Raw genomic sequence first — 13,324 nt, forward strand, 5'->3', positions numbered from 1 at the left:
TTTTAGTTCCCTACATTTTTTTCAGAATCGGAGGATAACCTTGAAGATTAGATCACCCATTGTATCTGTTCTAGGTCATGTGGACCACGGGAAAACCACACTACTGGACTTTATCCGGGGTAGTGCTATTGCTCAGAAGGAAGCAGGCGGAATAACCCAACACATAGGGGCCACCGAAATCCCTATGGAAGTCATTGAAAACATCTGCGGTGCTTTCCTGGATAAACTGGAAATAAAGGAAACACTTCCAGGACTGTTCTTCATAGACACTCCTGGCCATGAAGCCTTCACCACCCTCCGTAAACGAGGAGGTGCCCTGGCTGACCTGGCAATTCTGATGGTGGACCTCAACGAAGGATTTAAACCACAAACCTATGAAGCCCTGAACATCCTTAAAATGTGCAAAACACCATTTGTGGTGGCAGCCAACAAGATGGATAGGATATATGGTTGGCAAACACATGAAGGAGAACCTTTCTCCAAAACCTACGCCAAACAACCCGCAAATGTTCAAAGTGCTCTGGATAACCAGATCTATGAACTGGTGGGAATACTGCACAGGGAAGGATTTGAATCAGAACGCTTCGATAGGGTGGAGAACTTCGCTAGACAGGTAAGTATTATTCCCATAAGTGCCAAAAGCGGAGAGGGAATAGCAGAACTCTTGACTATGCTTTTGGGGCTGGCTCAACAGTACCTTAAGGAACAGTTACAGATAGAAACTGATGCCCCTGCTAAAGGTACCATTCTGGAAGTTAAAGAAGAAACCGGGCTGGGAACCACAATTGATGCCGTCATATATGATGGTATCATCCGGCATAAAGACACCATAGTCCTTACAACCCCTGATGATGTTATCACCACCAAAATAAGATCACTCCTAAAGCCAAAAGCCCTGGAAGAGATCAGAGAAGCAAAAAAACGCTTCCAGAAAGTGGATGAAGTGGTTGCAGCAGCAGGTATCAAGATCGTAGCCCCTAACATTGACAAAGTCATGTCTGGCTCTCCTTTAAGAGTAGTTCGGGACGACTTGGACCAAGTTAAGGAAGAAATACTCCACGAAATTGAGGATATTAAAGTTGATACCGATGAGATGGGAGTCATAGTTAAGGCTGACACCTTGGGATCACTGGAAGCACTGGTGAACATGCTACAAGAAATGGAAGTACCCATCCGTGCCGCAGATATTGGTGATGTTTCCCGCAGAGATGTGGTGGACGCATCCATAGTCACCCAGGAAGATGACCTCCACGGAGTGATCATCGCCTTCAACGTTAAGATATTACCCTCAGCAGCTGAGGAAATTAAAAACACTGATTTGAAGATATTCCAGGCCAACGTGATCTACCAGTTAACTGAAGATTACCATGAATGGATCCGGGCCGCTGAAGAACGCAGGAAAAAAGAATGGTTCGATGCCATCATAAAACCGGGTAAGATACGCATAATCCCTAAACTGATTTTCAGACAGAGTAAACCTGCAATAGCAGGTATTGAAGTTTTGGGAGGCAGCATCCGAAAAGGTAGTTCTTTAATGGGTGAAAATGGTCTGCGAGTGGGGTCAGTGGAAAGTATGCAGGATAAGGGAGATAACTTACCCTCAATTTCCAAGGGACAAAAAGTGGCCATGGCCATAAAAGATGGAGTATTCGGACGTAATCTAGAAGAAGGAGATGTACTATACGTAGAAATTCCTGAACCCCATTATAAAGTCCTGGAAACTGAAATGAAATCAGATCTCAGCGAAGATGAAATAGATATACTGCAGGAAACTGTGGATATTAAGAGAAAAGATAATCCAAGCTGGGGAATTTATTAGTAAATCTCTAATATAGTTATAATATATAGAATCATCATTATAGATGGAAAACGATAAATAATATGAACTTAAAACACCAAAAATAATATGGAGGAGATAAATTGGCATTCAAATTAATTATTTCCCAAGGTGAAAACAGTCATCAGATGGAAGTGGAAGGAGCTGAGTCCAAAAAATTAATTGGGCTGAAAATCGGCGAGGAATTCGACGCTGCACCCGTAGGGCTTGCAGGATACACTCTCCGCATAACTGGAGGAAGCGACAAAAACGGGTTCCCAATGAAAAAAGACGTTGACGGACCTCGAAGAATAAAAAGCCTCCTTTCAGGTGGAGTTGGATTCAAACCACAACGAAAAGGTCAGCGAAGAAGGAAAACTGTCCGTGGGAACACAATTTCTGATGACATAGTACAGATCAACACCATTGTGGTGAAGAAAGGTACTAAATCAATAGAAGATCTATTACAAAGTGACGAGTAAATAATCAGGTGTGACGAGTGAAAGTACAGTCTGAGATTAACATTGGGCTAGTGGGGCATGTTGACCATGGTAAAACCACCCTCACCAAGGCCTTGTCCGGCATATGGACCGACACCCATAGTGAGGAAACCAAAAGAGGTATCTCCATTCGTTTAGGTTATGCAGATATAACCTTTATGAGATGTATGGAGTGCCCCGAACCCCAGTGCTACACCACTGCTCTGGTATGTGAACACTGCGGCAGTGAAACACAGACACTACGTAAAGTTTCCTTCGTGGATTCACCAGGACACGAAACATTAATGGCTACCATGCTATCTGGAGCAGCCATAATGGACGGTGCAGTGCTGGTGATTGCAGCTAACGAACCCTGTCCTCAACCACAGACCAAAGAACACCTAATGGCACTGGATGTTATTGGTGTGAAAGAAGTCATTGTGGTTCAGAACAAGATAGATATCGTGTCCAAAGAACGCGCTGTGGAAAGTTATCAGGAAATTAAAGAGTTTGTAAAGGGCACTTGTGCCGAAGACGCTCCCATTATACCTGTATCTGCCCAGCAAGGTGCGAATATTGATATTCTTATTGAGAATATTCAACATATTATAAGAACACCCCGAAGGTCCCTTAGAAAAGCAGCCCGTATGTATGTGGCTAGGTCCTTTGATATTAATCGACCAGGTTGCAGTCCTGATAAAATTCAGGGCGGAGTAATTGGTGGATCACTTATTCAGGGGAAATTGCACATTGGGGATGAAATAGAGGTCAAACCAGGAATACAGGTTAAAAATAAGGGTAAAGTAGAATGGATGAGCCTCCATTCCGAAGTCACTGGACTAAACGGTGGGGGAGAAACTGTGGATGAAGTAGGTCCCGGTGGACTTATAGGTGTTGCCACCAATCTGGATCCGGCACTCACCAAGGCAGATTCCCTTTCTGGTTCTGTAGCTGGAAAACCTGGAACATTACCAGACATCATGCACCAGTTCACCATGAAAACCCATCTCCTGGATCGGGTAGTTGGTACCAAGGAAGAGAAGAAAGTAGATCCCATCCGTTCATCAGAACCACTGATGATCAACATTGGAACTACCACCACCATTGGAGTGGTGACCAGCGCCAGGAAAAATGAAGTGGAAGTGAAACTCAAACTACCAGTCTGCACTGAATCCGGCCAGAGGGTTGCTCTCTCCCGAAGAGTGGGTGCCAGGTGGAGGTTGATTGGTTATGGAATCATACGTTAAAGAGGCGGTCTTAGACGCAAATTTTTTATGATGGCAGCCCAGTTCCCACTGGATCTAGTGGATGAACTGGAACGCACCTTACCATCTTACCATCTTTACGTCCCTTCACCAGTGCTATTTGAACTGGAAAAAATAAAAAAACGAAGCAAAGGCAAAAACAAAATAGCAGCTTCCATAGCCCTTAAAATAGCAAAGTCCCCTCCTTTCAAACTTAAAGAAGTAGAACTTTTAAAGGGAGAAATGGTGGACGATGCTTTACTTCGCATATCCCAGGTTCTGTGTACCAACGATCGGGAACTAAGAACCAAAGCAAGGGAAAGGGGGATTAGTGTGGTTTATCTGCGCCAGAGACGGTATCTGGCCGTGGATGGGCATCTTAAACTTTAGGTTTAAAGTCTTCATCTTGAAGATGAGATTGAAATTTATTTAATCATTGACTGTCTAAAAATAATTATAATAAATCTATCATGAATTGAAATATTATGCCAGCCATTATGGGCTGGTTTTTTGGAGGAAATTTGACATGAATCTCTGGAAGGATATAAAAAGTGGACCATCAGCTCCGGACGTGGTATACGCAGTTATTGAAATACCAAAGGGATCAAGAAACAAGTATGAATATGATAAGGACATGGAAGCATTTGCCCTAGACCGGGTGCTTTACTCCCCATTCCATTACCCTGGTGAGTATGGACTAATACCCCAAACCCTTTACGATGACGGGGACCCCATGGACATTATGGTGATCATGGATCAGGCCACCTTCCCGGGCTGTGTAATTGAATCCAGACCCATCGGAATGATGCGCATGATCGATGGTGGGGACAACGATGATAAGATCTTGGCAGTGCCAGTTGACGACCCCCGTTATAAAGATGTTAAAGATATAGGCGACGTGCCACAATCATTCCTGGATGAAGTAGCCCACTTCTTTGCTGAATACAAAAGACTGGAAGGTAAAGAAACCGAAATTTTAGGATGGGAAAACGCCCAGAAAGCCAAAGAAGCAGTAGAACACTCCATAAGATTATACCAGGAACTTTAATCAATTATATCACTTATCTTAATCCATTATCTTAATTCCTGTTTGGTCTTAAGAAACCGGTTAAGGGTTTGATTAATTGCAGTACTTGAAATAAAATGAAAAATAAACTGAGGGATTTGTTTGTATTTAATATCCAAAATAGAGGACACAGTGAGAATCCCACCCCACCGCTTTGAAGAACCCCTGAACGACGTGGCCATTGAAATTATAAACGAAGGTTACGTGGGCAAAATCGACAAGAAAATGGGATTAATGGTCACTGTTAAAGATATAGAAGAAATTGGTGTGGGTAAAGTCATAATGGGTGACGGAGCCGCCTATCATGAAGTGGTATTCACTGCACTGTTCTTCAAACCCGAGCTACATGAAATCGTGGAAGGGGAAGTTATCGAAGTAACCGAATTCGGTGCTTTCATACGCATAGGGCCCATGGATGGGCTGGTGCACGTATCCCAGGTCACCGACGATTACATCAACTACGATGGGAAGAGAGGTGCCTTAATCGGTAAAGAATCCAAGAAAACCCTGGAAGAAGGTAACAAGGTGCGTGCCCGAATCGTGGCCCTCAGCCTAAAAGGTAAATCTTCCAAGGAAACCAAAATCGGCCTCACCATGAGACAACCCAACCTGGGACGGGTGGAATGGATCGAAGCAGAAAAGAAGAAAAGAACAAAGAAAGGCAAGAAGGAGAAGAAATAAATGGTTACAAAAGCATGCACCAAATGTCATCGCCTCATGGAAGAGGACAGATGTGCAGTCTGTAATCTAGCCACTTCCAAGAACTGGAGTGGATTTTTGATCATCGTGGACCCTGATAACTCACCCATTGCCCAGGAATTGCAGATCAATTTACCTGGAGAATATGCTCTGAGGGTTCGCTAGTGCTAATACTAAATCAAAAATCACGATCTGAATTCAAAAAACCCATAGGAGTACTCTACCCTTCCCTTAGTGATGCGAAGGAGTTCATAGAGTCCAAATATCCTGATGAATTGCTGATCTCAGTAGGTGATATAACCACCCAAAATCTGCAGAAAGCAGGGCTGATCCCCCATCTAGGAATTATCGATAACGTGGTGGAAAGAAAACCCGCCACCTATGACGTGGTCTATGACAACGTTACTTTAAATGTTAAAAATCCTCCTGGAGTTATAACCGATGAACTACAGGAAGCCATCAGAAAAGCATTTAAGCTGATCAAAACCGGCTTCAGGGTATTGATCCTGGTGGATGGTGAAGAAGATTTAGCTGCCATTCCCTGTGCCCTTATGGCACCCTCAGGATCATTGATCCTCTACGGACAACCTGGTGAGGGCTTGGTGGTTTGTGAAGTTGATAAAGTTTTAAATAAAGTTAAAAAGTTGAAAAATAAATTAGAGGAAAGATAGGAGAGATTAATTATGGAGATAGACATAAAAGAACAGGTTGAAAATCCACTTTTAAACCGAACTGAAATACACTTTGACTGCATTTACCAGGGCGAATCCACCCCTAAAGTAATGGAAGTTAAAAACAGGCTCGTCGCACAGTTAAACGTGGACAAGAATCTTTTAGTGGTGGACCGTGTGAAACCAAGCTTCGGTGAAGGTCGAGCTGATGGTTACGCCAAACTCTACGATTCAGAGGAAAAACTGGCCCAAATAGAAAAGGAACACGTTCTCGAGAAAAACAAAGAAGCTGCTAAAGAAGAAGCTGAAGAAGAGGAATAAAATTCCACTTAACTGAAATTTGTTAACCTAAATCAGGAGAATGGAACATGAAAAAATTCGAATTATACGAAGTTAAAGATAATAAAATCATCCGTAAAAACCCTGAATGTGTGCGTTGTTCCCATGGTGTTTTCATGGCAGACCACGGAGACCGATACGCTTGTGGTAAATGCGGTTACACCCAGTGGAAAGGTAAAGAAGGTAAAAAATAATCCTTGAATAAAGGATAATTATAATCAAGGTGTATTTTTTTGAATCTTCGTTCGGGACGACTTAAGGGGCAGATGAGTCGTGAAGTGGCTGATTTCACATCTTCCCTGGAATTCGACCGTCGCATATTCCAGGCAGATATTCTCACCAATCGTGCCCACACCACCATGCTCATGGAACAGGAGATCATTCCCCATGAGGTAGGGGAAAAAATCATTGGTGCCCTTGATGAGTTGGAAAAGGAAGGTATTGATGCTCTGGATCTGGACACTGCAGTGGAGGACATTCACATGGCAGTGGAAAACTATGTCACCAGTGTGATGGGTCCTGATGCCGGTTTTATGCACACTGCCAAGTCACGAAACGATCAGGTGGCAACTGACCTTAAAATTGCGTTAAAAGAAGAGATTCAAAAAATACAAAAAGAAGTACTCACTTTTATTGAAGTCATAACTGAGATGGCTGAGGAAAACCTGGACACCCTGATGGTGGGTTACACTCACCTGCAGCATGCCCAGCCCACTACTTTTGCCCATCACCTTCTTTCTTATGCCCAGTCCCTTAAGAGGGATTACGGGAGACTCCATGATGCTTACCAGCGGATGGATCTCTGCCCACTGGGTTCAGCTGCACTCACCACCACCAGTTTCCCCATAAATCGGGAGCGGACTGCTGAACTCCTAGGATTCCAGGGTCCTATGGAAAACTCCATAGATGGGGTGAGCAGCCGGGACTTTATAGCCGAAACTATTTTTGCACTGACCATGCTGGGAACCACCCTCTCTAAGATCTGTGAGGAACTCATTATCTGGAGTACTTACGAGTTTCGGATGGTAGAACTGACTGATGAATTCTCATCAACCTCATCCATAATGCCCCAGAAAAAGAATCCAGACGTGGCTGAGATTGTACGTGGAAAAACAGCTGTTTTAAATGGTGAACTGGTAACCATTCTCACCATAATTAAATCACTACCCCAGAGTTACAACCGGGACTTACAGGAAGTCACCCCACACTTGTGGAAGGCCACCGATACCTTAAGCTCAGCCCTGAGAATTACCATGGGTATGCTTTCATCAGTAGAGTTTAAGGGAGAACGTGGTGAGGAACTGGCACGGGCTAACTTTTCAGCAGCCACTGAACTGGCCGATCTTATGGTTAGAGATGTAGGATTGCCTTTTAGAACCGCTCACCAGATAGTGGGGCGGGCAGTGACTGTTGCCCTGGATAAGGGTATGAAGGCTGAGGAGATCGATGCCCATTTCCTGGATGAAATCTCCCAGGAATTAACTGGTGAAACACTCCAAATAGATAATGCTGTGGTGAAGAAGGCATTAAATCCCCGTGAAATCATCCGGAGTAGAAAAGTTATTGGTGGACCTGCACCCTCCATGGTCCAAAAAGTGATCGGTAACTTGAGGGAATTTATTGATGAAAATATTTCCTCTTACTAATTTTTCTTGAGCATTACCCTGAATCAGATTCTTTTTCTTCCTTTTTGATTTCCTCTAGAAATTTTTCCCTGATCTCTTCAGCCATTTCTCCATCCTCAATAACCACCGCACCCTGATATCCACAGTCCCAACACTTCCAGATAGACCACATCTGGGGATTAACCCATTTTATATTCATTGAGCCACAATTTGGGCAGAATTTTGCTGACCTTTTCATGATTAACCTCATTTTGTAATAATTAAACTCTCTTCACAATATTTATATACATTCTATTACAAAAAATAGATGTATGAAAGAAAATACTACTCAAGAAATAATCGCAATAATTGCAATTATATTAGGGGTTTTGATGCTTATTTATCCCCAGCTAGTGGGTTATCTGGCCGGATTATTCCTGATAATATACGGTATACTGGAACTAATTAAATAACTATATTATTCCAGTCATCTGTTCTAAAGCCTCACCAGGTTCTAGTACTCCCGCCCTAGTTTCCCTTAGAACTCTTTGAATAGAAAAACGACGCATATGTGGATGTTTTCTGTGAACTTCTCCAATGAGTGGACAACCATAACCTCCTCGTTTTTTAACCCCCCAATCAGCAGCTATTTTTTCCACATCACCTTTTTTAAGGGATAACAAAGCAGGTAGATTGATTTTTAAAACATTTCCCTTACTTAAAAAATTCACTTTCCTTAAACCAGTTTTATCCCCTGAAATATTTCCGTTTTCTTGAAATAAAAAAGTACTGTTCACGGAACTATTTACTTCATCATTATTTAATCCTCTTGAAATACATTTTTCCATACTGTCAGAACTATATTCTTCCAAGTGGATGGACTGTGCGCCTGAAGAGAGTAAATCTCCATAGATCACAAAGGGAATATTATTCTCACGGGTGAAATGAAAAACAGTTTCTTCAATGGTTTTAGAACACCTTCCACAGGGGTGGAATCTTCCTTCCAGGGAACCCTCAATTACCTCTTTCATGTCCACATCCAGGTACTGGTGCTTAACTTTTAGTTTTTGAGTGAGGTTTTCCACGCTTTCACGGAAATATTTGGGAAGTATGATGTCCCCCGGATTAACCGTAACTGCCAGGGGATTGAATCCTAACATTTTGGCCATTATAAGGGATGTACTGCTATCAATCCCTCCCGATAATGCCACCACTGTTTTAAATTCACCATTAGTCAGTTCCCCTTCCTGATGGAGATCCAAACCATTGAAGTCTCTCAGAACAGACCCTAAATCATAGGGATTTTCAATACGGGCATTCAGGAGGATTTTTAGATTCACAAAGGGTTTATTATATTGAGAAGGATATTTTTCTATTATTGTCTCCAGTTTTTCCACAGCAAGGCCCATACGGTACCGGGGTACGATAAAGTCAGAATATGCTTCCACATGGATGGAATTAACTCCCAACTCTTCACGGAGCCGTCCCACCACCCACCCTCCTTTTCCAATTATCACTGATTTTTCAGGACGATCCGGAGTAATAATTAGGAGAATTCCAGACTCTTCATGAAAAATAATATCAAATATACATATATCAACATCCTTATGACCAATTTCTCTTCTTATTTTAGAAATTAAAGATGTTAAGTGTTTTTTTTCAATTTTCAATATTAATTCTCCAGATATTCTAAGTGGATATTTGTCTTAAATTAATTTAGAATGCCCTCAGTTTATTTACGGGTGTAAGTACCCATTATTTGACCTTCATCCAGAATATGGCCTTCCATGGCCTTTAAAACTTCTTTTTTGGTAGTTCCAGAGGGAAGATTAAGTTTGGTGTTCAGCACGTAGATTTTGAAGTAGTAATGGTGGGTTCCGCTGGGTGGGCAGGGACCACTGTAGCCAATGTTACCCCAATTATTGGCACCCTGTAATGCTCCGTTTTCCAGTTCCTCCCGTGGCATCACCATCTCAGGCAAGCTGCTGGTTTCAGGAGGCAAATTGAAGATAACCCAGTGAACCCAGGTGCCCCCTGGTGCATCAGGATCATCACATATAATGGTTATACTCCCCCCAGAAGGTACCGATAAATCGGATTCATCCCAGTTAAGAGGGGGCGAAATATTCACATCTTCACAACTATATCTGGGAGGTATTGGTCCTCCATCATTAAATGCAGGGCTTGTTACTTTAACAGTCATTTAAATCATCCTTGTTTAAGTTTACTAACTTTACACAGGTATTATTTGTATATTTACCCATATCTCTGTTTATTTATATGGACAACAAAGTACTTATAAATGAAGTGGTTGCACAACACCCAGTTGGATGGTGGTTTTTGTTATAGGGAACTCATGACAATATACATTGGGAAATGAATGTTGAACTTAGCCATAGTTAATTATAATTTTCAAGTTGAACACCTTTGGTGGTAAGGGTTTTTTCTAAGGACAAGATCGACAAACTTAAATATTATGGAGACTCTAAAGATGAATGAGGTGATTAACATGGCTGAATTGCCAATTGCTCCAGTAGGAAGGATCATTAAAAATGCTGGTGCTCCAAGAGTAAGTGATGATGCAAGAGACGCATTAGCCAAAGTATTGGAAGAGATGGGTGAAGGGATTGCTGTAGAAGCTGTTAAATTAGCTAAACACGCAGGACGAAAAACCGTTAAAGCATCAGATATAGAGATGGCTGTTAAAGCAGCCTAATCTATTCTTTTTTTCTTTTGTTATTCTTTTTAAGTTTTATTAAGGGTTCTTATTATTGTTAATTTAGAAATTTTAGAGTAAGATAACTCTCTCTTTTCACTACTATTTTTCATGATTTCAAAATATCTGGATCTAAGATTGTTAAGATTGGTCTTAAGCGAAAAATACCAACTTGTGTAGAAAAAATTTAATTTAAAGAAAATACTTAATCCATGAATACTATATTAATTTAAAAACCCCATCAAAAAAAATATAATGAGTTTTATTGATTAAATATCATCAGCATGTCTTTTACATTACTTAAAAGCTATTTAAGGTTTTGATAATTTTGACTAGAATATCCATATTAGACCATGACCGCTGCCAGCCCAAAAAATGCAACTACATGTGTATTGAGTACTGTCCCGGCGTGCGCATGGAAGAAGACACCATCACAATCGACCCTAAGACCAAAAAACCAATAATGTCCGAGGAACTGTGTTCTGGTTGTGGAATATGCACCAATCGCTGTCCATTCAATGCAATTAGCATCATAAACCTACCAGAAGCCCTGGAAGATCCTATTCACCGTTACGGGCAAAATCAGTTCGAGTTATTCGGCTTACCCACTATAAAGGATGGTTCAGTGGTAGGACTTTTGGGACCCAATGGTATCGGTAAATCAACCATCATACGCATCCTTTCCGGAGAACTAAAACCCAACCTTGGAAACTTTGAAGAAGAAACAAGTTGGGATGATATAACCAACTTCTTTAAGGGTAATCAGCTCCAGAATTATTTCCAAAAACTCTCCGAGGGTGACTTGAAGGTAGTGCACAAGCCCCAGATGGTGGATTTACTCCCTAAAGTGGTGAAGGGCAAGGTGGATGATCTCCTTAACAGCGTGGACCAGAGGAATCGTCTGGACTTTGTCACCAGCTCCCTGCAACTGGAAACCATAATGGAAAGGGAAATAGCCAACTTGAGTGGTGGTGAACTTCAAAGGGTGGCCATCGCCGCTGCAGTTCTTCGTGATGCTGATTTCTATTACTTCGACGAACCCACCAGCTGGTTGGATGTCCGGCAGCGTCTTTATGCCATTAACGTTATCCGGGAACTGGCTGAAGAGGGAAAATCCGTCCTGGTAATAGAACACGATCTGGCAGCCCTGGATGCCATCTCCGACTATATCCACATCCTCTATGGTCAGCCCGGGGGTTACGGTGTTGTTTCGCACATGCGCGGGGTTCGTGTGGGGATAAATGCCTATATCAATGGTTTTCTCCGGGAAGAGAATGTACGCTTCCGGAAACAGCCCATTGAATTCCATGTACGACCACCCGCCACAGAAGTGGAGGCAGAGGCCTTATGTGAGTACAGCAGCCTGGAGAAGTCCTACGATGGATTCTACCTGAATGTGGATGAAGGTCTGGTGCAGCATGATGAAATCCTTACTGCCTTCGGACCCAATGGTATTGGTAAAACCACCTTTGCCAAGATGCTGGCTGGAGTGGAGAAACCAGATGAAGGGAAGATTAAGAAAAAGGTTAAAATCAGTTATAAACCCCAATATCTGGTATCAGAGTATAGTGGAACTGTTCAGGAGTTCCTGTACACCACTGCCCCCCACTATGGTACCAACCTCTTCAAAACCGAGATCATGAGGCCCTTCCTCCTGGAAGAATTATTGGAGAAGAAGATGGATGAGTTGAGTGGTGGTGAACTTCAGAGATTATCAGTGGCCATTTCACTGTCACAGGAAGCGGATATTTACCTTTTCGACGAACCCACCGCTTACATGGATGTTGAACAGCGTCTTAGGGCTGCCAAGGCCATTCGCCGAGTTACCGAAAGTCGTAACGCTGCAGCCATAATTGTGGATCACGATATAGTGTTCATTGATTACATTTCCAGTCGGGCCATGGTCTTCACCGGTGAACCTGGAGTGGAAGGGCATGCCACCAGTCCCATGGACTTGCGTTCAGCTATGAACAAGTTTCTCTCGGAGGTGGGAATCACCTTCCGCCGGGATAAAGAAACCAGAAGACCACGGGTTAACAAGCTAGATAGTTACCTGGACCGGGAACAGAAGGAAAAAGGGGAATATTATTATCTGAAAAGTTAATAAGTAAAATGATTCCCCCAATTTCCTATTTTTCTCTTATTTTGATTATAGGAACCATTAATATTATTTAATACAAATTCATTAAAACAAAAGCAATTATGGTCCTTTTCTACTATTTCATGCCCCATTTATTACATTTAATCCACTTTTCTACCTGTTTTATTATCAATGTAGATGTTGTTCAGGAATTTATGGTCCCGGGTGTAAACCGGCACTTGCCAAGCCCTAATCCTTTTATAAGTGGTTAAAACTGGTTTTCCCAGGATAACACCAGACCCCACATATTTCATTGCCAATTCCTTAGCCTCTTCAGATGATATCCCTAGAGGTGGTGGATTTTTATCTATCATTATCTACTTTTGGGACTGAGGTATTGTTAACAGAGCATCAGTGGCATTGGAATTGCCTGTATTGGTGAGGCTGGTTTTATTAGTAGGTGAAGGTTGCATAAGCCATGAAGCTGCAATAACACTGATAAAAATAATCATAACAAGAGCAAGGATAGTTCTTTTCAACCTAATCACCTCCCACACCCCATTTAAATAAAAACTAGTTCAAATTGAATGAATATGTCTAAAATAAAGAA

General features: G+C 42.1%; 18 protein-coding genes. 13 read left to right on the forward strand and 5 right to left on the reverse strand.

What is annotated here, in order from left to right:
• Nucleotides 1–40 precede the first annotated feature (40 nt).
• The 11 genes from infB (at nucleotide 41) to argH (ending at nucleotide 7,960) form a co-directional block, all read left to right on the forward strand.
• A complete protein-coding gene (gene infB / locus BK009_RS05945) occupies nucleotides 41–1,819 on the forward strand; it encodes a translation initiation factor IF-2 (RefSeq protein WP_100905853.1) in 1,779 nt (592 codons plus the stop codon).
• Nucleotides 1,820–1,920: 101 nt separating this feature from the next.
• A complete protein-coding gene (locus tag BK009_RS05950; protein WP_100905852.1) occupies nucleotides 1,921–2,298 on the forward strand; it encodes a 30S ribosomal protein S6e in 378 nt (125 codons plus the stop codon).
• A gap of 17 nt (nucleotides 2,299–2,315) precedes the next feature.
• Entirely contained in the window at nucleotides 2,316–3,542 is a 1,227-nt protein-coding gene (locus BK009_RS05955; protein ID WP_100905851.1) for a translation initiation factor IF-2 subunit gamma, read from the forward strand.
• Between the two features lie 27 nt (nucleotides 3,543–3,569).
• Nucleotides 3,570–3,929, forward strand: a complete 360-nt coding sequence (locus tag BK009_RS05960; RefSeq protein ID WP_100905850.1) for a type II toxin-antitoxin system VapC family toxin — start codon at nucleotides 3,570–3,572, stop codon at nucleotides 3,927–3,929.
• A gap of 136 nt (nucleotides 3,930–4,065) precedes the next feature.
• Complete coding sequence (locus BK009_RS05965) at nucleotides 4,066–4,587, forward strand: inorganic diphosphatase (protein ID WP_100905849.1); 522 nt, start codon at nucleotides 4,066–4,068, stop codon at nucleotides 4,585–4,587.
• Between the two features lie 129 nt (nucleotides 4,588–4,716).
• Complete coding sequence (locus BK009_RS05970; protein WP_198517216.1) at nucleotides 4,717–5,286, forward strand: DNA-directed RNA polymerase; 570 nt, start codon at nucleotides 4,717–4,719, stop codon at nucleotides 5,284–5,286.
• On the forward strand, nucleotides 5,287–5,469 hold the full coding sequence (gene spt4 / locus BK009_RS05975) for a transcription elongation factor subunit Spt4 (protein ID WP_100905847.1): 183 nt from the start codon (nucleotides 5,287–5,289) through the stop codon (nucleotides 5,467–5,469).
• Complete coding sequence (locus tag BK009_RS05980) at nucleotides 5,469–5,975, forward strand: GTP-dependent dephospho-CoA kinase family protein (RefSeq protein WP_100905846.1); 507 nt, start codon at nucleotides 5,469–5,471, stop codon at nucleotides 5,973–5,975. Before spt4 ends, BK009_RS05980 begins: the two co-directional genes overlap by 1 nt.
• A 12-nt stretch (nucleotides 5,976–5,987) precedes the next feature.
• Nucleotides 5,988–6,296 (forward strand): 30S ribosomal protein S24e, encoded by a 309-nt coding sequence (locus tag BK009_RS05985; RefSeq protein ID WP_100905845.1) that lies wholly within the window; start codon nucleotides 5,988–5,990, stop codon nucleotides 6,294–6,296.
• A gap of 47 nt (nucleotides 6,297–6,343) precedes the next feature.
• Entirely contained in the window at nucleotides 6,344–6,508 is a 165-nt protein-coding gene (locus tag BK009_RS05990) for a 30S ribosomal protein S27ae (protein WP_008512911.1), read from the forward strand.
• A 39-nt stretch (nucleotides 6,509–6,547) separates the two neighbouring features.
• Entirely contained in the window at nucleotides 6,548–7,960 is a 1,413-nt protein-coding gene (gene argH, locus BK009_RS05995) for an argininosuccinate lyase (protein ID WP_100905844.1), read from the forward strand.
• Between the two features lie 13 nt (nucleotides 7,961–7,973).
• Here the strand turns inward: argH and BK009_RS06000 are convergent, their stop codons facing one another.
• The 3 genes from BK009_RS06000 to BK009_RS06010 form a co-directional block, all read right to left on the reverse strand.
• Nucleotides 7,974–8,177: a hypothetical protein gene (locus tag BK009_RS06000; RefSeq protein ID WP_100905843.1), complete on the reverse strand. Its 204-nt coding sequence runs from the start codon at nucleotides 8,175–8,177 to the stop codon at nucleotides 7,974–7,976.
• 214 nt (nucleotides 8,178–8,391) lie between these two features.
• Entirely contained in the window at nucleotides 8,392–9,588 is a 1,197-nt protein-coding gene (locus BK009_RS06005; protein ID WP_100905842.1) for a 7-cyano-7-deazaguanine synthase, read from the reverse strand.
• 62 nt (nucleotides 9,589–9,650) lie between these two features.
• Nucleotides 9,651–10,121 carry a YbhB/YbcL family Raf kinase inhibitor-like protein gene (locus BK009_RS06010; RefSeq protein ID WP_100905841.1) on the reverse strand — a complete coding sequence of 157 codons (471 nt, stop codon included), beginning with the start codon at nucleotides 10,119–10,121 and terminating at the stop codon, nucleotides 9,651–9,653.
• A gap of 306 nt (nucleotides 10,122–10,427) precedes the next feature.
• Between BK009_RS06010 and hfoA1 the strand changes: the two genes are divergently transcribed.
• Nucleotides 10,428–10,634 carry a histone HfoA1 gene (gene hfoA1, locus BK009_RS06015; protein WP_004031063.1) on the forward strand — a complete coding sequence of 69 codons (207 nt, stop codon included), beginning with the start codon at nucleotides 10,428–10,430 and terminating at the stop codon, nucleotides 10,632–10,634.
• 328 nt (nucleotides 10,635–10,962) lie between these two features.
• A complete protein-coding gene (locus BK009_RS06020) occupies nucleotides 10,963–12,738 on the forward strand; it encodes a ribosome biogenesis/translation initiation ATPase RLI (protein WP_100905840.1) in 1,776 nt (591 codons plus the stop codon).
• A gap of 137 nt (nucleotides 12,739–12,875) precedes the next feature.
• On the opposite strand, the gene BK009_RS12645 is transcribed toward BK009_RS06020, so the two are convergent.
• Both BK009_RS12645 and BK009_RS12650 read right to left on the reverse strand, forming a co-directional pair.
• Nucleotides 12,876–13,088, reverse strand: a complete 213-nt coding sequence (locus tag BK009_RS12645; protein WP_236951045.1) for a hypothetical protein — start codon at nucleotides 13,086–13,088, stop codon at nucleotides 12,876–12,878.
• Between the two features lie 3 nt (nucleotides 13,089–13,091).
• Nucleotides 13,092–13,253, reverse strand: a complete 162-nt coding sequence (locus BK009_RS12650; RefSeq protein WP_169032588.1) for a hypothetical protein — start codon at nucleotides 13,251–13,253, stop codon at nucleotides 13,092–13,094.
• Nucleotides 13,254–13,324: the final 71 nt, after the last annotated feature.

It is taken from the genome of Methanobacterium subterraneum (assembly GCF_002813695.1).
GTDB classification, from domain to species: domain Archaea; phylum Methanobacteriota; class Methanobacteria; order Methanobacteriales; family Methanobacteriaceae; genus Methanobacterium; species Methanobacterium subterraneum.

Excerpts from the sequence above, each read along its gene's own strand:
- BK009_RS05960 (WP_100905850.1), top strand. The coding sequence starts at position 3,570 with ATGATGGCAGCCCAGTTCCCACTGGATCTAGTGGATGAACTGGAACGC.
- spt4 (WP_100905847.1), top strand. The coding sequence starts at position 5,287 with ATGGTTACAAAAGCATGCACCAAATGTCATCGCCTCATGGAAGAGGAC.
- hfoA1 (WP_004031063.1), top strand. The coding sequence starts at position 10,428 with ATGGCTGAATTGCCAATTGCTCCAGTAGGAAGGATCATTAAAAATGCT.
- BK009_RS05985 (WP_100905845.1), top strand. The coding sequence starts at position 5,988 with ATGGAGATAGACATAAAAGAACAGGTTGAAAATCCACTTTTAAACCGA.
- BK009_RS05965 (WP_100905849.1), top strand. The coding sequence starts at position 4,066 with ATGAATCTCTGGAAGGATATAAAAAGTGGACCATCAGCTCCGGACGTG.
- BK009_RS05990 (WP_008512911.1), top strand. The coding sequence starts at position 6,344 with ATGAAAAAATTCGAATTATACGAAGTTAAAGATAATAAAATCATCCGT.
- BK009_RS06010 (WP_100905841.1), bottom strand. The coding sequence starts at position 10,121 with ATGACTGTTAAAGTAACAAGCCCTGCATTTAATGATGGAGGACCAATA.
- BK009_RS12645 (WP_236951045.1), bottom strand. The coding sequence starts at position 13,088 with ATGATAGATAAAAATCCACCACCTCTAGGGATATCATCTGAAGAGGCT.
- BK009_RS06000 (WP_100905843.1), bottom strand. The coding sequence starts at position 8,177 with ATGAAAAGGTCAGCAAAATTCTGCCCAAATTGTGGCTCAATGAATATA.